The following is a 20,555-nucleotide window of genomic DNA, read 5'->3' on the forward strand; positions in this document are numbered from 1 at the left end:
GTAACGGCGAAACAATAAGGGCCGGAACGTATCCGGCCCTGTAACAGCTTGGTTGGATTGCCTTTTTTAGGCCGCGTTCAGCCGCCGCTGGCCGCGGCGTTGAGTTCGCCCAGCCCGCCACGCTCTGGCGGAAGCTCGGTCGCCGACTCGACATACTCGCGGAACACCACTTCCGCGTATTTACCGTTCAGGATCAGGGGGTTGTCCTGTACGAAGCCGGACACCTCGGTCACCGTGCGCCGGTTGCGGCGTTCGCGGTTCTCGGTCGCGACCAGAGGCTGCGTTTCGCCATAGGTGACGACCGCCTCGACCCGCGACCGGCTGATGCCCTGGCTCGCGAAGTAATTCACGACCGCTTGGGCCCGGCGCAGACCGAGCTGGCGGTTGTAGGCGTTGGAGCCGACCTTGTCGGTATGCCCGTAGACCCGGAAGTGCACTTCGGGGAACTGTCTGATGAAGCTCGCTTGCCGGGCGAGGATCTGGCGCGCCTGACCGTCGAGCACGGCCGAGTTGAACTCGAAGTTGACCGTATCGGGCACCTCGCGGTTGAACCGTTCGGCCAGATCGACGACGTAGCTCTTCTGTCCGGTCTGGATCAGGTAGTTGTTCTCGGTCGCGCTGCCGAATTCGGCGCGGGCGGGGATCGCTCCGGCTTCGCCGAGATAGGTCTTGTCCGTGGCGCAGCCCGCCATGAGGGCGAGGGCTGATGTCGTCGCGACGATCTTTGCACCTGTGCGGATAGCCATGCTCAATCCTCCATCACGTAGCCGTAGGAGCCGGTGAAATCCTGCCGCGCCACTTCGCCCGCCGCGCCCGTCGTCGGGCGGTTCGGGGCGGCGGTGTTGCCACGCAGGAACAGGTCGGCCTCGGACGGGGGTCTGACACGGTCGGTGGGCAGGGCCAGCGCCTCGCCCCGGGTCGGGGTCACGAGGTGCGGGGTCACGATGATGACCAGCTCCGACTGGCTGCGTTCGTAATCCGCCGAGCGGAAGAGGGCGCCGAGGATCGGCACGTCGCCCAGCCATGGCACCTGACCGTTCAGGTCGCGGAAATCGTCCTGCAACAGGCCCGCGATGGCAAAGCTCTGACCGTCGCGCATCTCGACCGTGGTCGAGGTTTCGCGCCGCTTGAAGGCGTTCACGCTGATCGCGCCGTCGCCGTAGGTGACCGAGTTGTCGAGACCCGAGACCGAGGCGGTCATCTGGAGGTTGATGATGTCCTGATCCACCACACGCGGGGTGAAAGTCAGCTCGACACCGAACGGTTTGTAGTCGATGACCACCGCGCCGTTTTCCTGAACCGAGGGGATCGGGTATTCGCCACCGGCGAGAAAGCTCGCCTCCTGCCCGGACAGGGCGGTGAGGTTCGGTTCGGCCAGCGTGCGGACCATGCCTTTGTTTTCAAGGGCTTCGAGCATCACCGCGAATTGCAGGGCGCCCGCGTTGAACCCGAAGGTGAACGCCCCGGTGCGGTCGTTCCCGGTCGAGATCAGATCGCCCGCCGAAGCGGCGTCCAGATTGGCCTGGTTGCCCAGGGCTCCGGTGCCGATCGAGCCGCCAAGGCCGTTGATGTTGGTGCCGAAGCCCAGCGACGAGGACAGCGATTTGGTGACGGAGCGCTGCATCTCGGCGAAGCGCACCTTGAGCATAACCTGCTGGGTGCCGCCGACCGACAGAAGGTTCGACACCTTGTCGGGCGCATAGCGTTCGGCCAGATCGAGCGCGCGGTCGAGCGCGGCGATCGAGGTCACGGTGCCCGACAGCACGATCCCGTCGTTGGCGGTGCGCACTTCGATGGGTTCGCCCGGCAGGATCTGGCGCAGACGCTCCTTGAATTCGGAAAGGTCGGGCGTGACCTGCACTTCGACGTTGGAAATGAGCGTGCCGTCGGGGGCGAGCAGGGTCAGCGTGGTGCGCCCCTGCGATTTGCCCAGCACATAGATCGTGCGATCCGACAGGGTCGAAATGTCGGCGATCCCCGGGTTCGCGATCGAAATTTCGGCGAAGGGTTGGTCGCTTTCGACGACCACGGCGCGGTTCATGGGGACGTTCAGCGTTTCGGCCACACCCCCGTCCATCACGCGCAACGTCTGGGCCATGCCGGGAAGCGGCACGGTGATCCATGACAGCGCCAGACCCGTGAGGGCGGCCTTCACATATCTATCAAGTCCCATGTGATCCTGCCTCTCCGATCACGTCTCTGCTGCTCTTCCCCGGTCGCAAGCGGGCGCCGGTTGTCTTTGTATTGGCCCAATTTTCGGGTCCGCCTGTATCGGGCACGCGTCCGGTTTGTCCGGCTCTTTCGGCCCATATTGCCGCCACCATGCGACAGTTTTCAGTTTATTGCAAGAATCAAGGGGTTGGCGCCTGTCCTTGCTGTGGGCGGCCCGCAACATGGCGGATCGCCCGACTGCCGTGCGCCGTGGGGCCGATCAGTTCGTCGGGCAGGGCACCGGCACTTCCACCGTCTCGGCGCCCTTGCGGGTGCGGATGGTGCAGACCTTTTCGCGCACCGGCGCTTCGACCTCGGCGGTTTCGATGCCCAGAAGCGTGTTCTGGTCGATCTCGACCGCCTCGGCCACGGTATCGTCCTGTGCGCCGACCAGCGACAGGGCCATGCGGCCCGTGGCCTGCGCCTGGGCGAGGGCGGCCACCTGTTCCGGTGTCGCCTCGATCGTGACGGTGCGCGCCACTGTGGGCGCGGTGCGGTCGGTGTCGGCCATCTGGTCGATCGCGATGATCCGGATGTTGGTCTGGATCAGCTTGGTGACCTCCTGGCTCGTGACGCTGTCCGACGAGCCGCGCCCGGTCCAGTAGATGTCGACCTTGTCACCGGGGCGCAGAAAACCCGACACGCCCGAAGCGACGTCGACCCGGATCGCGAAGGCCCGCATACCCGAGGCGAGGCGCGCGGCCACCCCGGCGTCGGCCCCGGCCTCGGTCACCTTGACCGCCAGCAGGGCCTCGTCCTTCTCCATCGCGCGCAACACGGTGCGATAGCGTTTCTCGCCCTGCGGGAAGAGCTCCTCTTCCGTCTTGAACGCACCTTCCGGGATCGCATCGACCGGGAAGCGCGTCAGGCGGATGTTCTCGTCGGTGATCCGGTCGCCATAGGCCACGGATTCCTTGACCACGTAGATTTCGGCGGTCTGGACCATCTGGGCACGGGCCGCACGTTCCTGTTCGAGCGCGGCCTGATAGTTCCCGATATAGTCGCGTGCCATGTAGACGGCGAAGCCCGCAAGCCCCACGCCCACGATCAGAACCAGTCCAAATACTGCTCGCATATCGTTACCTTTCCCTCGTGCGCCGGCAGGCCGGCAGTCAGGTTTCCATTACCCTTGTGCCGCCAGAATGCGGCGAAAATCTGGACAAACCGTGAAGTGCCGAAGATTTCTTTCAATTCGTCGACAATCAAACGTCCCCCCAGAACGGGGAAAGGGCCGCATCGAGGATGCGGCCCAATTCCGGAGGTCTTCGGATCGTGACGCTTAGTGCGTCATGATGGTCATCGCGGACAGCGACGACGAAACCTTGTCGGCCAGCGAGGTGGTGCCGCCGGAGACCGAGGTCAGAACGGCGATGCCGAGGCCCACGATGGCGGCGGTGAGGACAACCCAGTCCACGGTCACGGCGCCATCTTCGTCTTTCTTGAAGCGGTTGAAGAAGTTCACGAGTTTCATGTTTCTGCTCTCCAGTAGAGTTCGTTGCGACGCTTAGTGCGTCATGATGGTCATCGCGGACAGCGACGACGAAACTTTGTCGGCCAGCGACGTGGTGCCGCCCGAGACCGAGGTGAGAACGGCGATGCCCAGGCCAACGATGGCGGCGGTCAGCACGACCCAGTCCACGGTGACGGCGCCGTCTTCGTCTTTCTTGAAGCGGTTGAAGAAGTTGATGAGTTTCATTGCGGTATCTCCTGATTGAGTTAGGTCGGTGTGACGCTTAGTGCGTCATGATGGTCATGGCCGAGAGGCTCGAGGACACTTTGTCGGCGAGCGAGGTCGTGCCGCCGGAAACCGACGTCAGAACCGCGATGCCGAGGCCCACGATGGCGGCCGTGAGAACGACCCAGTCAACAGTCACCGCACCGTCTTCTTCAGCGCGGAATTTCTTGGCAAGCTTGAACAGTTTCATCTTTTGTCCCTCCGAAAAGTTTTCAGCTCAGTTTCACTCACACCTTGCAGAAACCTTCGAACCGCCTGTGAACCGATCCTCTGCCCTGCTTGGCATGGTTGGAATTTGACCCTTGATTTGGGCATGATTTTGGCAGGGTTGGTACGATTTTGGACGGGTTGGGAAATTTCGTTAATTTCCGATTAACACTTTGAAATGTAGCGATAAAAAATCCGAATTATTTTCCGATCACCAGGTTTTCCGGGCCGTTTCATTGCGAAAGGTAAGAAAAACTGGCCCTTCGAGTCCGAATTTGCGAAGATACCTCAAAAGAAAAGAACGAGGCAGTGCAGGTTTTCGCGACATGCGGACCGTAACGATCAAGACGATCGGTGTTCTGGGGCTTCTGTTGACCCCATTCTCGGCGTTCGGGCAGGATGCCGATTTCACCTTCAAACGCGTGCCTGTGCCACAGGCGGGGACCACCCGGCGCATCACGGTGCAGATCGATCCCGCCGAACAGGCCCGCGCGCGGGCGGCTTTGGAACAGCGGGCCGCGGAACGCGCGGCCGAGGAAGCGGCGAAGGCCGAGGCCGACGCGCAGACCGCCGAAGCGGACGACACGCCCAAAAGCGGGTACGAGTGGTTCTGGGCCAGCGTGTCCCCCGCTCTGGACGAGGCGGGGCCCGCCAACGTCATGAAGGCGCTCGAAACCCTGACGGCTCGGGCCGATCTTCAGGCCCCGCGCCTTCAGACGCTTCAGGACATCGCCAAGGCCTATGGCCCCGACATCCTGCTGGCCACCATCGGCACCGACATTTCGCCCGCGCTGGTGGTCGCCCTGATCTCGGTCGAAAGTTCCGGCAGCACGACGGCGGAAAGCGAGAAGGGGGCGATGGGCCTCATGCAACTCATCCCGGCGACCGCCGAGCGGTTCGGCGTGACCGATGCCACCGATCCTTCGCAGAACATTAAGGGTGGCGTGAAATACCTGGGCTGGCTGATGAAGCATTTCGGGCGCGACCCGATCCTCACGCTGGCCGGATACAACGCTGGCGAGAACGCGGTGACGAAACACGGCGGCGTGCCGCCCTATGCCGAAACGCGGGCCTACGTGCCAAAGGTGCTGGCGGCCTGGCAGGTGGCGCGCGGCCTGTGCCTGACCCCGCCCGAATTGATGACCGACGGCTGCGTATTCGCCGTGAACGGAGTTTGACCGAATGGATGATACCGGGACCTTCATGAAAACCGAGACCAAACCGCTCGTGCTCGACGTCGACGGCACGTTTCTGAAGACCGATCTTCTGTTCGAAACCTTCTGGGCCGGTCTGGGGCAGGCCCCGATCGCGACGATCCACGCGGTGTTCGCGCATCTGACCGACCCGGCGTGGCTCAAGGCCCGCCTCGTGGACCTGACCGAGATCCGCACCGACCTCATGCCGGTGAACGAAGGCGTCGCCGACGCGGTTGCGGCGGCCAAGGCCGAGGGGCGGGAGGTCGTGCTAGCCTCGGCTTCGAACGAGGCGCTGGTGAAACGCCTCGCCGCCGACCATGGCCTGTCGCCGCGCGTCTTCGCGTCGAGCGAGACCCAAAACCTCAAGGGCCGCCGCAAGGCCGCCGCGCTGGTCGAGGCTTACGGAGAGGCCGGGTTCGACTACGCGGGCAACGACACGGTAGACCGTGAGGTCTGGTCGCACGCGAACGCGGCCTTGGTGGTGGGCGACACCGCATCGGCGAAACTGCTCGAAGGGCAGGGCAAACCTGTCACGCGGATCGCGGGCGGCTGGTCGCCGCGCGGCGTGCTCAAGGCGCTGCGCCCGCATCAGTGGGTCAAGAACGTCCTGCTGTTCGTGCCGGTCCTCGCCGCCCATGATTTCACGCTGTCCACGTTGATCTCGGTCTTGTTCGGGATGCTGGCGTTTTCCTTCGCCGCAAGCTCGATCTACGTGGTGAACGATCTGCTCGACCTCGAGGCCGACCGGCTGCACGTCAAGAAAAAGCACCGCCCCTTCGCCTCGGGCGCGGTCCCGATTTCGGTCGGCATGGCCGCAGGTGCCGGGGTGGGGGCGGCGGCGCTCGTCGTCGCCGCGATCCTGTCACCCGCTTTTCTCGCCGTCATCGTGGGCTACATGATCCTATCTCTGGCCTATTCGCTGAAACTCAAACGCCTGCGCTGGATCGACATCGCGGTGCTCGCGGGGCTCTACACGATCCGGGTGGTCGCGGGTGCCTATGCCTCGGGGGTCGAGGTGTCGGGTTATCTGCTCGCCTTCATCTTCCCGGCCTTCCTGACGCTCGGCTGCGTCAAACGCCTGACCGAAGTGACGCTCGCCCATGGGGACGAGCGGCTGCCGGGGCGCGGTTACGGCAAGCCGGATCGGCCCGATCTTTTGAACGTCGCCATCCTCGGCATGGTCGGCGCGCTGGTCAGTTTCTTCCTTTACAGCTTCACCGATCAGGCCGTGGCGCTCTATCCGACGCAATGGCTGGTCTGGGCCGCGCTGATCCCGATTGCGTGGTGGCTGATCCGCATGGTGCGGCTGGGCTATTACGGCAAGCAGGACCACGACCCCATCGTGTTCGCGATGAAGGACAAGCGCGGTCTGGGCATCCTGATGATCGCCATCGCCTTGCTGTTTCAGGCCGCGGGCCTGTGGGAACAGTGGGTGAGCGCGGCCCTCAACTGACCGCGTGACGGGCTGCGGCGCGGTGCGATCAGATCGACAGTTTCTTGAAGATCGGCTCGGGCACCGACTTGATGATCGTCATGATGATGCGCCAGAAGAACGGGGTGTAGATCGTGTTCTTTTTCTTCTCGACGGCCTTGAGGATGTCGGCAGCCACATCCACCGGATCGGCGACAAGGAACATGCCCTCGATCCCCCATGTCATCGCGGTATCCACGAAGCCCGGTTTCACGGTGACCACATGGCCGCCCGCGCGGTTCAGCCGATTGCGCAGCCCGGCGAGGTAGGTGTGGAAACCCGCCTTGGCCGAACCGTAGACGTAGTTCGACAACCGCCCCCGGTCGCCTGCGACCGACCCGACGCCCACGACGGTCCCGCCCGCGCGCGCCTCGATCACCGGGGCGAGCATCTGTAGGAACCGGGCGGGGCCGGTGAAACTGTCCTGCACCGTGCCGTCGATCAGGCTGGGGTCTTTGTCGACCTCCGACTGCTCCGGCATCGACCCCACGAAAACGGCGGCGTGGATCAGCCCTTCCTCGCCCTCGGCGGCCACGATGATCGGGGCGAAGGTCGCCGCGTCCCGCGCGTCGAACTTCACCGCCTGCGCCTTGGCCGCGCCGCGTGCCTCAAGATCGGCGGCGGACCCCTTGAGGTCCTCCATGTCGCGGCCTGCGAGGTATACGGTCGCCCCGCGCTCGGCCACCGCCCGCCCGAAGGCGCGCGCCATCGACGACGTCGCGCCGAGGATGATCCATGTCTCGTTCATGTCGCGCTCCTCAGTTCGAGCCGTCGCACCATATCGTTGACAAGCGCCCCGTTTGGGTCCGCCTTGGCCGCCTGTTGCGCCCACTCCGCCCTTTCGGGATACATGCCCCTTATCATCTCGCCCGAGGCAAGGCTGTCCTTGGCAAGATAAAGCCGCCCCCTGGCCTCCGCCGTCATCGCCTCCAACTCGGCGATCAGCTTTTTGGCCTTGGCCCGGTTCGGGAAATCGATGGCGAGCGTGTAGCCCTCCATCGGGAACGACAGCATCCCGGCGCGCCCCGGCCCCATGCGTTTCAGCACGACGAGGGGGGACGCGAGACCGGATCGGCTGATCTTCATCATCATGTCGCGCAGCACGTCGGTCTTGTCGGTGGGCACGACGCATTGAAACTGGTGGAATCCCGCCTTGCCGTAAAGCTTGGTGACGCCGTGGACCTTGTCCAAGGGAAAGAAGAAATCCTCCATCGGCTTGTCCGATGTCTTGCCCGCCTCGGGAATACGCCGCAGATACCCTTCGTTGAAGGCCCGCGCGAACAACCCGTTCGAGAACAGGCCGACATTGAACGGCACCGATTTGGGCTTGGCGCGCGAGGGCAGGCGCATGTCGCTCAACTCTGCCTCTTCCAGTATGCCGCGCCCCATCCTTGCGCCGCGGGCCTGCGCGTCGATCCAGCTTACGGCGTAAGAGGCGGTCGAGGCCTCGAGCGCGTCGATCTGTTCGTCCCAGTCGTTCAGCCGCCGTTCGGTCACCCGCATCGCGGTGCCGGGGCAGGGCTTCATCTGGATCTTGGCCGACAGGATCACGCCGGTCTGACCGATCCCGCCCATCGTGGCGCGGAACTGCGCCTTGTTATGGCCGGGGGACACCGTCACCCGCTTGCCGTTCGCAAACAGCGCGACCGAGATCACATGCTCGCCGAAACTGCCGGCGACATGGTGGTTCTTGCCATGCACATCGTTGGCGATGGCGCCGCCCAGCGTGCAGAACCCGGTGCCGGGCACGACCGCGGGCGTCCAGCCGCGCGTGGCGAACAGGCGCATGAGCTCGCCCAGCCGGATACCGGCTTCGGCCTCGACCACGCCGGTGTCCGGGTCGAACCCCAGCACCTTGTCCATGCGCGTCATGTCGATCGCGCGTCCCCCGTCGTTCAGCGGGGAATCCCCGTAAGAGCGACGATTGCCGAAGGCCGGCGCGGGCGCCTCCTCCATGATCCGGGCGAGGGTCGAGGCGCGTTCGGGCCGCGCGATCTCGCCATGTGCCGTGTGGACCCGGCCCCAGCCGGAATAGTCAGCGGTTTTCCAGAGCATTCTGCGCCTTCTTCGAATGTTTTTCGGCCACGGGGAACAGGATCAGGCCGATCCCGATGGCGAACCAGAGTGTCGTCACGCGGATGATCGCGGTGGCGGGCAGGCTGGTCTCCAGCCCCACGCCTTCGAGGGTGAGGAGCGCGACCATCGCCGCCTCGGCCCCGCCGACACCGCCGGGCGCGCCGGTCAGCCCGCCCGCGAGCGAGGCGAAGACGAAGATCGCGATGGCCTTGGACACGCCGATGTCGGCGCCCATCCAGACGAGGAGGAGGTGGAAGGCATAGCCCTCCGCGAACCAGCCGACGAGCCCGATCAGCAAGGCAAGCGCGGTGAGGCCGGGGGCTGAGAACACCTGCAACGACCGCGCCGCACGCCGCACCTTGGCGAAAAGCCGGGGCAGGCGACCGAGCCAGCGATGCCCGAACGTGGCGATCTTTTCCAGCAGCACGGGCCGTGTCACGACCAGCGCGCCGATCAGGGCCAGCACGGTCACGGGAATGCCGCCCGCGATCCCGGTCGTGGAAAAGGCCAGCGCGATCCCGAGGATCAGGCCCATCGCGGCGAGGTCCGAGGCGCGGTCGACCAGCACCAGCGGTGCGGTCCGCTCGAAACTCCAGCCCGTTTCGCGCCCGATCCAACGCATACGGACCAGTTCACCGACTCGGCCGGGTGTTACGCTCATCGCGAAGCCGCCGAGGAAATGGATGAAGTTCGCGACGATCCCAAGACCGAGGCCGAGTTTGGCCGCGAACAGGTGCCAGCGTAGTCCGCGCAGCAGGTAGTTGGCCAAGGACAGGCCCAGCAGAACCGCGAATTGCCACAGGCTCAACTTGGCCAGTTGCGCCTTGGTTTCTTCCCAGCCGGTCGCGGCCGCCGCACCGATCAGGCCCGCGACCACCAGCGCGAACAGCGCCAGAAGCAGCGCGGTATCGCGCCACCGTTTCTGCGGTCGCTCGGTTCGGCGTATCGGTCCCATGCCTGCGGAATTCGTGCTCGTCATCGTCATTGGACGCTGGTTAGCGACAGATTAGGGCGACAATATGATGGCGTTTCCGATTTGGCGACAATTCCCGACGAAAATCCCGGATCCCCTTCTTCGGTCTGAAAATACCTCGGGAGAGCGCGAGAGGGCAGCGCCCTCTCGCCCACCGCGCAGATCCGGCTTTGCCGGAGCGGCGCAAAACCTGCGCGGGCACCAGCCCGCACCGCCTTACAGACCCAAAGGCATGTGGCGGTTCACGTCCTTGTAAAGCAGGTAGCGGAACGGTTCCGGCCCGCCCGCGTAGCAGGCCTGCGGGCAAAAGGCGCGCAGCCAGATGTAATCGCCCGCCTCGACCTCGACCCAGTCCTGATTCAGCCGGTAGACGCCCTTGCCCTGCAAGATGAACAGCCCGTGCTCCATCACGTGGGTTTCCATGAAGGGGATCACCGCGCCGGGTTCGAAGGTCACGATGGTCACGTGCATGTCGTGGCGCACGTCCAGCGGGTCGACGAAACGGGTGGTCGACCACTTGCCCTCGGTGCCCGGCATCGGGTGGGGGGCGTGGTCGCGTTCGTTGGTGACGAAGACCTCCGGCATGTCGATGCCTTCGACCTTGTCATATCGTTTGCGGATCCAGTGGAAGAACGCGGGCATGTCGCCCTGGTTCTCGATCGACCAGTCGGTGCCGGGAGGCAGATAGGCATAGCCGCCCGGACCCATGCGGTGAATGTCCTCGCCGATCTTAAGCCAAAGCTCGCCCTTGGTGACGAACAGCACCGCTTCGGCCTCGGGGTTCACTTCCGGCTGGCCGGAGCCGCCGCCCGCGCCGACCTCCATCACGTAATGCGAAAAGCTCTCGGAAAACCCGGTCATGGGCCGCGAAATCACCCAGACCTTCGTGTTGCCCCAATAGGGCAGCGCGATCAGCACGATATCGGTCATCGTGCCCCGCGGAATCACGGCATAGGCGTCGGTGAAGACGGCCTTCCCGGTGCTCGCGGTCATCAGGTCAGATTGCGGGGGGAGACCCCCCGGCGGCGTTGCGTAGGTGCGCGTGGTCATTGGTTTCCTCGGTGACCCGACGTCTATACGCGGGGATTTGATCGTAGCCAAGGGGGCCGCGCTTTGCAGGTGCAGCATGATGGGCTAGGGTCGGGGCATGAGTGAGACAGTCGATCTATTCGTCATCGGTGGCGGCGTGAACGGCGTGGGCATCGCCCGCGATGCCGCCGGGCGCGGCCTGCGCGTGACGCTCGCTGAAATGAACGATCTGGCGAGCGCGACCTCGTCGGCCTCGTCCAAGCTGATCCACGGCGGCCTGCGCTACCTCGAATTCTACGAATTCCGTCTGGTGCGCGAAAGCTTGCAGGAGCGCGAGAAACTGCTGGCCGCGATGCCGCATATCGCCTGGCCCATGCGCTTCGTGCTGCCGCATCATTCCGGGCTCAGGCCCGATTGGATGCTGCGCTCGGGCCTGTTTCTGTATGATCGGCTCGGGGGCCGCGGTCTGCCGGGCACCAAGCGGGTCGACCTGCGGGGGCATCCGGCGGGCGCGCTGCTCAAGCCGTCGTTCCGCACCGGGTTCGAATATTCCGACGCATGGGTGGACGATGCCCGCCTTGTCGCACTCAATGCGCGCGACACGGTGATGCGCGGCGGTCGCATCCTCACGCGGGCCAAGGTCGTCGCGACCGCGCGCCATGCCTCGCATTGGGAAGTGAACGTCGAACGCGACGGGCGGATCGAAACCCACCGCGCGCGCAAGCTGGTGAACGCCGCCGGGCCTTGGGCCGGGGATCTGAGCGAAAAGACCGGCGACGCGCACAGGCTGCGGCTCGTGCGCGGGTCGCATATCGTCGTGCCGCGCCTGCCGGGCCATGACCAGCCGTATATCCTTCAGGGCGGGGATGGGCGCATCGTCTTCGTCATTCCCTACGAGGACGATTTCACGCTGATCGGCACGACCGAGGCCGAACATGACGGCAGCCCGGGCGAGGCCGAATGCTCGCCGGCCGAAGCGCAATACCTCGTCGATTTCGTGAACGACTACCTCGCCACGCCTGTGTCGACCGATCAGGTGGTCTGGACCTATTCCGGGGTGCGCCCGCTGATCGACAGCGAAGGGTCGGCGCGGTCGGCCAGCCGCGACTACCAGCTGGCCTATGACGACAGCGCGGCACCGCTTCTGACGGTGTTGGGCGGCAAGCTCACGACCTACCGCAAACTCGCCGAATCCGCGCTCGAAACGCTGGGCTATACGGGCCGCTGGACGGCGCGGGCACCGCTGCCCGGCGGCGCATACAACCGCAAATCCGGCCCGCGCATGGTGGGCACCTGGATGCAGCGTCACCCGTTCCTGACCGAGGCCTGGGCGCGACGTCTGCTCAGGTCTTACGGCACCGAAGCCGAGACGATCCTGGGGTCGGCGACTGAGGCTTCCGATCTGGGGCGCGATTTCGGCGCGACGTTGACCGAGGCCGAGGTGCGCCATCTCATGCGTCACGAATTCGCGGTGACGGCGGAGGACGTGTTGTGGCGGCGCACGAAGCTGGGGCTCAGGGTCGATGCGGAACAGGTCGCCGCGCTCGAGGCTTTCATGTCCGAGGCACGGGCAGAACGGGCGGCGGCGGAATAGGGCGTTCAGACGCTGAATTCGCCCGGAACGCCTGCAAGGAAGTCCGGGCTGCGCGGCGGTTTCGTCGCAGGACGAGGGAGGACGCATGACACATATTCTCGCGCTCGATCAGGGCACCACAAGCTCGCGCGCCATCGCCTTCGACGGCGAGATGCGGCCCGTGGCCAGCGCCCAGCGGGAGTTCGATCAGCATTTCCCGCGCTCCGGCTGGGTCGAACACGAACCCGAGGACATCTGGGACACCACGCTCGCCACCGCGCGCGAGGTCGCACAGGATGTGGGCGAGATCGCGGCCATCGGGATCACCAACCAGCGCGAGACGGTGGTGGTCTGGGACCGCGAAACCGGCAAGGCGATCCACCGGGCGATCGTGTGGCAGGACCGCCGCACGTCGGACCTGTGCCATGACCTGCGCGGTGGCGATTTCGAGGAGTTGGTACGTACACGTACCGGATTGCTCGTTGACCCCTATTTTTCGTCCACCAAGGTCAAATGGCTGCTGGATGAGGTCGAGGGTGCGCGCGCAGCGGCCGAGGCCGGAAAACTGGCGTTCGGCACGGTGGATACCTTTCTCATCTGGCGTCTGACCGAGGGGCGGGTGCACGCGACCGACGCGACGAACGCCGCGCGCACGATGCTCTACGACATCCACAAGGGGGCGTGGGACGCGGACATCTGCGAGGCGCTGGGCATCCCGATGTCGATGCTCCCCGACGTGCGCGACAGCGACGGCGATTTCGGTGAGACCACGCTGTTGGGCGGCACGATCCCGATCCGGGGGGTGGCGGGCGATCAGCAGGCGGCCACCATCGGACAGGCCTGCTTCACGCCGGGCATGATAAAATCGACCTACGGCACGGGGTGTTTCGGGCTGCTGAACACCGGGGAAACGGCCGTCGCATCGGAGAACCGCCTGCTGACCACCATCGCCTATCAGATGGGGGGGCAGGTGACCTATGCGCTCGAAGGGTCGATCTTCGTCGCGGGCGCGGTCGTGCAATGGCTGCGCGATGGGCTGGGCATTCTCGGGCAGGCCTCCGACGCCGGTCCGCTCGCGCGAAAGGCCGATCCGGGGCAGGACGTGATCCTCGTGCCCGCCTTCACCGGGCTCGGCGCGCCCTATTGGGATGCCGAATGTCGCGGTGCGGTCTATGGCCTTACCCGCAATTCCGGCCCCGCCGAGTTCGCCAAGGCGGCGCTGGAAAGCGTTGGCTTTCAAACCCGCGACCTGCTCGACGCGATGGAGGCCGACATGGGCAAACCCATCGAAGGCGTTCTGCGGGTCGATGGCGGCATGTCGGCCTCGCGGTTCGCGATGCAGTTTCTGGCCGACATCACCGGCGCGCCTGTCGACCGGCCCCCGGTGCTGGAAACGACCGCGATGGGTGCCGCGTGGCTCGCGGGGCAGGCGATCGGGATCTACCCGGACGCCGAAACTTTCGCGTCAGGCTGGTCCGCCGAAATGCGGTTCGATCCGAAAATGGACCCCGAACTGCGCGCTGATCGCTATGCGGCGTGGAAAGACGCGGTGCGCCGGACGTTGACGCGGGGCTAGTCGGTCTTGCCGGGCGGTGCGCCCCGCAACGTGACCTTGCGCGAAACGCCGCCGCGCCCGAGGTCGCAGAACCGCCCGTATCCGTCGTCGACCATCGTCAGCGTGACCTTCAGTGGCGCTTTCAGTTTCTCGTCCGGCCAACGCAGCCGGACCTGACCCGAAAAGCTTTCGCCCGGCCCGATGGGGCGGTCGAAGGTGATCCGGTCCCGGTTCCAACTGTGGGCGTAAATCTCGCCCGCAGCGGTGTAGGACGGTGTCAGGGACAGACCGCTTTCGGACGTAGGCGACCAGACTTTGCGACTGCGATTGGTGACGGTCACGTCGACCACGGTGTCCTCGGTCAAAGACAGCGTGTCGGGCAGTTTGGCCCGCACGCGGGCACGGTAGCGTTTGCGCCGCTCCCGCAGGCTGATCGGTTCGGGTGGGTCGGGCACGGGCAGATCCTTTGCCCCGGTGACATAGGGGATCGTCGCACCCTCGACCTCTTTCATCCGGTCGCCGCGCAGCACCCAGTCGTGATCGCCGGAGAGATAGACGTAGTCGGCCCCCGCCGGATGCCAGTCGCCAAAGCTGCGGGCCGGGTCGAAATAGCGCGGCGGATGCGAGAATTGCAGGCGATCCGTCCAGATGTGGAACACCGGGAAATCCGTGGGGCGTTTGAACAGCTTGTCCATCGCAAGGAAGAATTTCACCTTGATGCCCCGGCGCTTGAGGTCCGGCATCATCAGTTCGACCATGTTGGCCCCGCCGCAGAAGCCCCCGACGATGATCTCTTCGCCGGGTTCGATCAGCGCCTCGATCTCGTCGCAGTAGATTTTCGCCATCGGTTTGAGATAGCCCCGATACCGCTCCCCCCGGAATTGCCACGAGGTGCGCATCGCGTAGATCGGATTGTGCTTGGTGATCGTGCGCCCGAAGGTGTTGATCGTCATCTCGTCATGGGTGCCGATGAAAACCTTGGGCGCCGTCTGCACCGTGTTGCGCGCGATGATGAGGCCCATGGGTCCGACCCGCTCGCCACGCCACCCCGAGGTCGCCTCGCGCACATGGCGCAGAAGCTTGCCTTCGCCCCTGCGCGGCGGCACCGGCAGCTCGGCCAGCACCTTGACCAACGGGCCGAAGCGCGGGGCTTCGAACAGGATGTTGGGCGGGATCGGTCGGCCGAGGCGCTTTTCCAGCGTGGCAAGGAAATCCATCGCCGACAGGCTGTCGCCGCCATCGTCGAAGAAATCGGCCTCGTCATGCGGCGGCCGCACCGAAAGCGTTTCGGCCCAGATCGCCTCGACCGTCGCGGCGAGGCCGGTGCGCGGGGCGCGATCCTCGGCCGTCTCGCGCGCCATGCCCGCGACCGCGCGACGGTCGACCTTGCCCGAGGGCAGGCGCGGCATGTCGGTCAGTCGCGCGATCCGGCGCGGCATTTCGAATTCGGCCAGCACGCGTGCGAGCGATGTCAGGATGTCGTCCTCCGACAACGCGTCGTCGGCCACGACCGCCAGACCGACCTGTTCCCCGAGGCTCGGATGGGGCAGGGCGAAGGCGACGGCATCGCTGACGCCCTCGATGGCCTTGGCGGCCCGCTCCACCGGAACCGGGCTTATCTTTTCGCCGCCCCGGTTGATGATCTCTTTCACTCGCCCGGTGAGGAACAGGTAACCCTCCGTGTCGATCCGGCCCAGATCGCCGGTGCGCAGCCAGTTGCCATGGCGTGGCGTTTCCGTGTCGCCATCGTATCCCGCCATGACCGTTGCGCCGCGCACGCAGACCTCGCCCTCGCGACCCGTCGGCAGGATCGCGCCGTGGGCGTCGATGATCGCGATATCGGGGCCCGCGACGGGGCCGACAGACAGCGGTTTGCGCGTGCCCGGTGGCAGCGGGTTGGCGGTGATCTGGCCGGCGGTTTCGGTCATGCCATACATCTGGATCACCGGCAGGCCGAGCCGGTCTTCGGCCTTTTGCCGCAGGTCTTCGGGCAGGTCTGCGGACACCATGCGGATGAACCGGAGCGTCGTGCCAAGCCCCCGCGCGTCGTCGTCGGACAGGTCGTCCATCAGGTGAGCGAGGGCGGTCGGCACCAGTTGCAGCCACGTGCCGCCCGCCTGCGCCGCGTCGGTGAGGGCCGTGGCCGACAGGTCACGGGCCAGCACCACCTCGCCCCCCGCCATGAGCGGGGCGGCGAGCAGATCGACGACCGCACCGATATGGAACATGGGCAGGGCATGGATGGCCCGGTCCGAGGGGCCGAGGCCGAGATGGGCGATGATATTGCGGGCCGAGGCGACCATCTGGCCCGCCGTCAGCGGCACCCGTTTCGGCAGGCCCGTGCTGCCCGACGTTTGCAGGACGAGGCCGGGTTTGCGTGCCGACCGCGCCGGTCCTGCCGCCTCGCCGGTCAGGGCGGGGCCGCCGCCATCCCAGTCATGGAACGCGACGCCCTCGGGCAGCAGTCTGGCGAGCGCGCGCCCGGCTTCACCGCCCGCGATCACCGCATCCGCCCCCGCCGCCGCGATCTGTTCGGCAAGCTGGGCGGGCTGCGCGCCGGGGTTCAGCGGCATCAGGTTCACGGCATCGACGAGGGACAGAAGCAAAACGGCGGTGCCCGCTTCGTTCGGCAGAAGGGTCGCGACGCGGTGGGACGGGCCGATACCTTTCGCAGCCAGCGCACGCCGCCAAGCCGAGACCGCGTCCATGACGTCCTGCCGGGTCCAGACCTCCCCATCGGCGGCGTGGAGCGCAGGCCGCGTGGGATCGTCTTCGAACGCCGCGAATACCGCACCGCTCAAGGTCAGGTCCTGTGGCTGTCTTTCGCCGTCCATACCGCACTCCCGCTCCCTTCCGACATAGCCCAGACCGGTGCGGATGGGAAAGGGTCAGGTCGGCCTGTGGTTGGCAAGGAAATGCGCCATCGCCTCGACGGCGAGACCCATGTCGGCGGGGCTGGCGAATTCGTCGGGCACATGGCTGACGCCGCCCCGGCAGCGCAGAAACAGCATCGCGATGGGGCAGAGGTCGGCCATGGCCGAGGCGTCGTGCGTGGCGCCCGAGGCCAGTTCGACCCCGGCACCGCCCGCCGCCATCACCGCATCCGTCAGCCCCGAGCGCATGTCCGGGTCACAGGGTTGCGCGGTCTGGCGGTAGGTCTTGCGCATGTCGAGGCTCAGGCCCCAGCGCGCTGCGATCTCATGCGCCTTGCGGGTCAGAAGCTGTCCGGCCGCTTCGCGCTGGGCATCGTCGGGCGACCGGATTTCCAGCGTGAGCCGCGCTTCGTTCGGCACCGCGTTGACCACGTTGGGCGCGATGTCCAACTGGCCGACCGTCACCCGCAAATCCGCCTCTTCCCGGCCAAGGTGATGGGCGAGCGAGATCAGGTCCGCCGCCCCGACGAGCGCATCGGCGCGCGATTTCATCGGCAGGGTGCCCGCATGTCCGGTTTCACCGTAGAAGGCCACCGCGTGCCGCTCGATCCCGCAGATCGCGGTGACGACACCCAACGCCTCGCCGCTTTGTTCCAGCACGGGGCCCTGTTCGATATGGGCTTCCAGATAGCCGACCGCCTGTTCGGGGTCGCGGGCCAGCGCGCCGATGCCGTCGGGGTCGAGGTCGAAACACTCCATCGCGGTCCAGAGCGTGGTGCCCGCGCGATCCTCAAGCGTCAGGACATCGGGGTCGAAACGGCCCGCCAGCGCGCGTGGGCCGATGAGTGCGGTGGGAAACCGCACGCCCTCTTCATCCGCGAAGGCGAGGACTTCGACGGCGAAGGGCAGGGTGCGTCCGGTCTCGGCAAGGTTCTGAACGGCAAGGCAGGCCAGCGCGACGCCCATGATCCCGTCATAGGCGCCGCCGTGGCGCACGCTATCCTGATGCGAGCCCATATAGAACGTGCCGGGCCCGTCGCCCTCACGCCGACCGATCAGCGTTCCGGCGGCGTCGAGGGTGGGGGTCAGGCCGGCGGCCTCCATCCACCCCCTGATCTCGGCCAGCGCGGCGCGGTGCTCGGGGGTGAAGGGCAGGCGCGTGACCCCCGGTCCGGGTTCCGAACAGGCGGCGATCCGGCCCAGACGTTCGGCGGCGAGTGCACCCCAATCAGTCAAGGGTCCGCTCCGGGTCGTTCAACGTGGGCACCTGCCGCGCCCAGAACGCGTAGTCGCCCGAGGTGGCCCGCGCATGCAGCTCCCTGAGCGCGGGGAGGGGGTCTTCCGAGTGATCGATCCTGAGCGTCAGCGGTGCGCGATCCCGCCCCACGATCAGAAGAGCCGCCGAGAAAAGCCCGCGCGCGTCGCTGCCCGCGTCCTGCGCGGCGAAGAGCGCGGCGATCAGGCGCTCGGCAAGGGCGCCGGATGTGCCGAGGTAGGCATCCACCATCGCGGGCACCACGGCGTGCGAGGCCAGCAGGTTGCCCGCCGCCACCCCGCCATCGAATACCTGATCGTCGATCTTGGGGGAGTTGGAGGCACCCGAGAACACCGCGCCCGGCCCGCTGACGCCAAGGGCCGAAAGCTGACGGAACTCCCGTCCGCGATCCTCGGTCGTAATCCGGCTGACCACATCCCGCGCGCTTTCGCCCGCCTTCATCCCGTCCAGCGCGGCCTCGCCCCAGAGCGTCGAGGGCGACGCGCCCTGACTTGCCGATAGTCCGACCCCCGCACGTCCGCGCAACACCCAGCCCCCGACGCAGAGCGATCCGGTTGCGGCCGCGCCGCCGATAAGGCCGGAGTCGGGATCGCGGGCGAGAATGGAAAAGGTCATGTGATCTCCCTGTCACCGAACAATTATCATGAAAAATTGACCGATGCAATTTATCATGATAATTTGAGTCGCAATAACGAAAGAAAATTCCGTCCAACAGCCAACATGGGAGCCTTCTTATGACCCTTCTGACCTGGACCCGCCGGGGCCTTTTTGCCGCGGCCGCCAGCGCGGCGCTTGCCACCGGGATGGGCCTCGCGCCCGCGCCGCTCGCCGCCCAGACGCCGCCCGGCGTCCTGATCGTCGGCCAGATCGCCGAGCCAAAGGCGCTCGACCCCGCCGCCGTCACCGCGCAGAACGATTTCCGCATCGTCGTGAACATCTACGAGGGGCTGGTGCAGTACAAGTCCGGCACGCTCGAGGTCGAGCCGAGCCTCGCCGAAAGCTGGGAGGTGTCGGAGGACGGCACCGAATACACCTTCATGCTGCGGGAAGGCGTCAGTTTCCATGACGGCACGCCGTTCAATGCCGAGGCGGTGAAATTCAACTTCGACCGGATGCTGGACGAAGAGCACCCCTATCACGACACCGGGCCGTTCCCGCTCGCCTTCTTCTTCTCGGCGGTCGAGAATGTGGAGGTGGTCGATGATCTGACGGTGAAGTTCACCCTGAACGAACCCTATGCGCCGTTCCTGTCGAACCTCGCCTATCCGACCGGCTTGCTGGTGTCGCCCACGGCGGTCGCGGACAGCGGCGCCGATTACGGGCGCAACCCGGTCGGCACCGGGCCGTTCCAGTTCGTCGAGTGGAAATCGAACGAGCGTGTGGTGGTCGAAAAGTATCCCGATTACTGGGGGGAGCCCGCAGGCACCGATGCCGTTGTCTTCCGCCCGATCACCGATGCCAACACCCGCGTGGCCGAGATGCTGTCGGGCGGGATCGACGTGATGGTCGAAGTGCCGCCCACCGCCTTGTCGGAATTCCAGAACGACGACTACAACATCGTCGAACAGGCCGGGCCGCACGTCTGGTTCCTGATCCTGAACGCCAAGGAAGGGCCTTTCGCCACCAAGGAGGTGCGGCAGGCCGCCAACTACGCGATCAACAAGGAAGCTCTGGTGAACGACGTGCTCGAAGGCACCGCCGACGTCGCCGCCGGTCCGACGCCGCCCGCCTTCGCATGGGCTTATAACGACGAGCTGGACCCCTATCCCTACGACCCCGACAAAGCAAAGGCGCTTCTGGAAGAGAGCGGGGTGGAGGATCTGTCGCTCACCTTCTACGTGACCGAAGGCGGTTCGGGGATGCTCGACCCGATCCCGATGGGCACCGCCATTCAGGCCGACCTCAACGCCGTGGGCTTCGACGTGAAGATCGAGACCTACGAGTGGAACACCTTCCTGGGCGAAGTGAACCCGGGGCTGGAGGGCAAGGCGGACATGGCCGAGATGGCGTGGATGACGAACGATCCCGACACGCTCCCGTTCCTCGCGCTGCGCACCGAGGCGTTCCCGGATCAGGGCGGGTTCAATTCCGGTTACTATTCGAACCCCGAAGTCGACGATCTGCTCGCACAGGCGCGCGTCGCCACCGATCAGGAGGAGCGCGCGGCGCTCTACAAGGAAATGCAGGCCATTGTGCAGGACGATGCCCCTTGGGTTTTCGTCGCGAACTGGAAACAGAACGCGGTCACCTCGAACCGCGTCGAGAACTTGATCCTCGAGCCGTCCTTTCTCTTGCAGCTCGAAGATGTGGTGAAGAACTGATCTTCACCTGAACAGGGCGGGACCGATCCTCCCCGGTCCCGCCCGACCCTTTCGCCACA

The 20,555-nt window shown here is 65.8% G+C and carries 18 protein-coding genes; 5 read left to right on the forward strand and 13 right to left on the reverse strand.

Annotated features, from left to right (window positions below; all coding sequences use genetic code 11):
* Nucleotides 1–77: 77 nt before the first annotated feature.
* From FCT00_RS09165 to FCT00_RS09190, 6 genes are all read right to left on the reverse strand, one after another.
* Nucleotides 78–746, reverse strand: a complete 669-nt coding sequence (locus FCT00_RS09165; RefSeq protein ID WP_008335335.1) for an OmpA family protein — start codon at nt 744–746, stop codon at nt 78–80.
* A 2-nt stretch (nt 747–748) separates the two neighbouring features.
* A complete protein-coding gene (locus tag FCT00_RS09170; RefSeq protein WP_008335334.1) occupies nt 749–2,173 on the reverse strand; it encodes a type II and III secretion system protein family protein in 1,425 nt (474 codons plus the stop codon).
* A 258-nt stretch (nt 2,174–2,431) separates the two neighbouring features.
* A complete protein-coding gene (gene cpaB, locus FCT00_RS09175) occupies nt 2,432–3,286 on the reverse strand; it encodes a Flp pilus assembly protein CpaB (protein ID WP_040885347.1) in 855 nt (284 codons plus the stop codon).
* A 204-nt stretch (nt 3,287–3,490) separates the two neighbouring features.
* Nucleotides 3,491–3,682, reverse strand: coding sequence for a Flp family type IVb pilin (locus FCT00_RS09180; protein WP_008335330.1), 192 nt, complete (start codon nt 3,680–3,682; stop codon nt 3,491–3,493).
* Nucleotides 3,683–3,715: 33 nt separating this feature from the next.
* Nucleotides 3,716–3,907, reverse strand: coding sequence for a Flp family type IVb pilin (locus FCT00_RS09185; RefSeq protein ID WP_008335329.1), 192 nt, complete (start codon nt 3,905–3,907; stop codon nt 3,716–3,718).
* A 37-nt stretch (nt 3,908–3,944) separates the two neighbouring features.
* Nucleotides 3,945–4,136, reverse strand: a complete 192-nt coding sequence (locus tag FCT00_RS09190; protein WP_008335328.1) for a hypothetical protein — start codon at nt 4,134–4,136, stop codon at nt 3,945–3,947.
* Between the two features lie 343 nt (nt 4,137–4,479).
* Here FCT00_RS09190 and FCT00_RS09195 point away from each other — a divergent pair, with 343 nt between their 5' ends.
* On the forward strand, nt 4,480–5,331 hold the full coding sequence (locus FCT00_RS09195; protein WP_138422760.1) for a lytic transglycosylase domain-containing protein: 852 nt from the start codon (nt 4,480–4,482) through the stop codon (nt 5,329–5,331).
* 4 nt (nt 5,332–5,335) lie between these two features.
* Nucleotides 5,336–6,802 carry a UbiA family prenyltransferase gene (locus FCT00_RS09200; RefSeq protein WP_138422761.1) on the forward strand — a complete coding sequence of 489 codons (1,467 nt, stop codon included), beginning with the start codon at nt 5,336–5,338 and terminating at the stop codon, nt 6,800–6,802.
* 28 nt (nt 6,803–6,830) lie between these two features.
* Here the strand turns inward: FCT00_RS09200 and FCT00_RS09205 are convergent, their stop codons facing one another.
* The 4 genes from FCT00_RS09205 to FCT00_RS09220 form a co-directional block, all read right to left on the reverse strand.
* Nucleotides 6,831–7,568: an SDR family oxidoreductase gene (locus FCT00_RS09205; protein ID WP_138422762.1), complete on the reverse strand. Its 738-nt coding sequence runs from the start codon at nt 7,566–7,568 to the stop codon at nt 6,831–6,833.
* Nucleotides 7,565–8,875: an FAD-binding protein gene (locus tag FCT00_RS09210; RefSeq protein WP_138422763.1), complete on the reverse strand. Its 1,311-nt coding sequence runs from the start codon at nt 8,873–8,875 to the stop codon at nt 7,565–7,567. The genes FCT00_RS09205 and FCT00_RS09210 overlap by 4 nt, the downstream gene beginning before the upstream one ends.
* On the reverse strand, nt 8,856–9,851 hold the full coding sequence (locus FCT00_RS09215; protein ID WP_235888975.1) for a lysylphosphatidylglycerol synthase transmembrane domain-containing protein: 996 nt from the start codon (nt 9,849–9,851) through the stop codon (nt 8,856–8,858). The genes FCT00_RS09210 and FCT00_RS09215 overlap by 20 nt, the downstream gene beginning before the upstream one ends.
* Nucleotides 9,852–10,085: 234 nt before the next feature.
* Nucleotides 10,086–10,919: a bifunctional allantoicase/(S)-ureidoglycine aminohydrolase gene (locus tag FCT00_RS09220; protein ID WP_008335314.1), complete on the reverse strand. Its 834-nt coding sequence runs from the start codon at nt 10,917–10,919 to the stop codon at nt 10,086–10,088.
* 97 nt (nt 10,920–11,016) lie between these two features.
* Between FCT00_RS09220 and glpD the strand changes: the two genes are divergently transcribed.
* Both glpD and glpK read left to right on the forward strand, forming a co-directional pair.
* Nucleotides 11,017–12,492, forward strand: a complete 1,476-nt coding sequence (gene glpD, locus FCT00_RS09225; RefSeq protein WP_138422765.1) for a glycerol-3-phosphate dehydrogenase — start codon at nt 11,017–11,019, stop codon at nt 12,490–12,492.
* Between the two features lie 85 nt (nt 12,493–12,577).
* On the forward strand, nt 12,578–14,047 hold the full coding sequence (glpK, locus tag FCT00_RS09230) for a glycerol kinase GlpK (RefSeq protein WP_138422766.1): 1,470 nt from the start codon (nt 12,578–12,580) through the stop codon (nt 14,045–14,047).
* On the opposite strand, the gene FCT00_RS09235 is transcribed toward glpK, so the two are convergent.
* From FCT00_RS09235 to FCT00_RS09245, 3 genes are read right to left on the reverse strand one after another with little or no spacing between them, the layout of a single operon-like run.
* Nucleotides 14,044–16,860 (reverse strand): non-ribosomal peptide synthetase, encoded by a 2,817-nt coding sequence (locus tag FCT00_RS09235; protein ID WP_138422767.1) that lies wholly within the window; start codon nt 16,858–16,860, stop codon nt 14,044–14,046. The genes glpK and FCT00_RS09235 overlap by 4 nt on opposite strands.
* Nucleotides 16,861–16,914: 54 nt before the next feature.
* A complete protein-coding gene (locus FCT00_RS09240) occupies nt 16,915–18,135 on the reverse strand; it encodes a M20 family metallo-hydrolase (RefSeq protein WP_008335309.1) in 1,221 nt (406 codons plus the stop codon).
* Entirely contained in the window at nt 18,128–18,790 is a 663-nt protein-coding gene (locus FCT00_RS09245; RefSeq protein WP_138422768.1) for a DUF1028 domain-containing protein, read from the reverse strand. Before FCT00_RS09245 ends, FCT00_RS09240 begins: the two co-directional genes overlap by 8 nt.
* 119 nt (nt 18,791–18,909) lie before the next feature.
* Between FCT00_RS09245 and FCT00_RS09250 the strand changes: the two genes are divergently transcribed.
* Nucleotides 18,910–20,496 carry an ABC transporter substrate-binding protein gene (locus FCT00_RS09250; protein WP_138422769.1) on the forward strand — a complete coding sequence of 529 codons (1,587 nt, stop codon included), beginning with the start codon at nt 18,910–18,912 and terminating at the stop codon, nt 20,494–20,496.
* The last annotated feature ends 59 nt before the right edge of the window (nt 20,497–20,555 follow it).

Source organism: Maritimibacter alexandrii (genome assembly GCF_005871115.1).
Lineage (GTDB): Bacteria > Pseudomonadota > Alphaproteobacteria > Rhodobacterales > Rhodobacteraceae > Maritimibacter > Maritimibacter alkaliphilus.

Bases quoted from the DNA above. Each gene is read 5' to 3' on its own strand.
- FCT00_RS09165 (WP_008335335.1), bottom strand. From the start codon at position 746: ATGGCTATCCGCACAGGTGCAAAGATCGTCGCGACGACATCAGCCCTC.
- FCT00_RS09170 (WP_008335334.1), bottom strand. From the start codon at position 2,173: ATGGGACTTGATAGATATGTGAAGGCCGCCCTCACGGGTCTGGCGCTG.
- cpaB (WP_040885347.1), bottom strand. From the start codon at position 3,286: ATGCGAGCAGTATTTGGACTGGTTCTGATCGTGGGCGTGGGGCTTGCG.
- FCT00_RS09180 (WP_008335330.1), bottom strand. From the start codon at position 3,682: ATGAAACTCGTGAACTTCTTCAACCGCTTCAAGAAAGACGAAGATGGC.
- FCT00_RS09185 (WP_008335329.1), bottom strand. From the start codon at position 3,907: ATGAAACTCATCAACTTCTTCAACCGCTTCAAGAAAGACGAAGACGGC.
- FCT00_RS09190 (WP_008335328.1), bottom strand. From the start codon at position 4,136: ATGAAACTGTTCAAGCTTGCCAAGAAATTCCGCGCTGAAGAAGACGGT.
- FCT00_RS09195 (WP_138422760.1), top strand. From the start codon at position 4,480: ATGCGGACCGTAACGATCAAGACGATCGGTGTTCTGGGGCTTCTGTTG.
- FCT00_RS09200 (WP_138422761.1), top strand. From the start codon at position 5,336: ATGGATGATACCGGGACCTTCATGAAAACCGAGACCAAACCGCTCGTG.
- FCT00_RS09205 (WP_138422762.1), bottom strand. From the start codon at position 7,568: ATGAACGAGACATGGATCATCCTCGGCGCGACGTCGTCGATGGCGCGC.
- FCT00_RS09210 (WP_138422763.1), bottom strand. From the start codon at position 8,875: ATGCTCTGGAAAACCGCTGACTATTCCGGCTGGGGCCGGGTCCACACG.
- FCT00_RS09215 (WP_235888975.1), bottom strand. From the start codon at position 9,851: ATGGGACCGATACGCCGAACCGAGCGACCGCAGAAACGGTGGCGCGAT.
- FCT00_RS09220 (WP_008335314.1), bottom strand. From the start codon at position 10,919: ATGACCACGCGCACCTACGCAACGCCGCCGGGGGGTCTCCCCCCGCAA.
- glpD (WP_138422765.1), top strand. From the start codon at position 11,017: ATGAGTGAGACAGTCGATCTATTCGTCATCGGTGGCGGCGTGAACGGC.
- glpK (WP_138422766.1), top strand. From the start codon at position 12,578: ATGACACATATTCTCGCGCTCGATCAGGGCACCACAAGCTCGCGCGCC.
- FCT00_RS09235 (WP_138422767.1), bottom strand. From the start codon at position 16,860: ATGGACGGCGAAAGACAGCCACAGGACCTGACCTTGAGCGGTGCGGTA.
- FCT00_RS09245 (WP_138422768.1), bottom strand. From the start codon at position 18,790: ATGACCTTTTCCATTCTCGCCCGCGATCCCGACTCCGGCCTTATCGGC.
- FCT00_RS09250 (WP_138422769.1), top strand. From the start codon at position 18,910: ATGACCCTTCTGACCTGGACCCGCCGGGGCCTTTTTGCCGCGGCCGCC.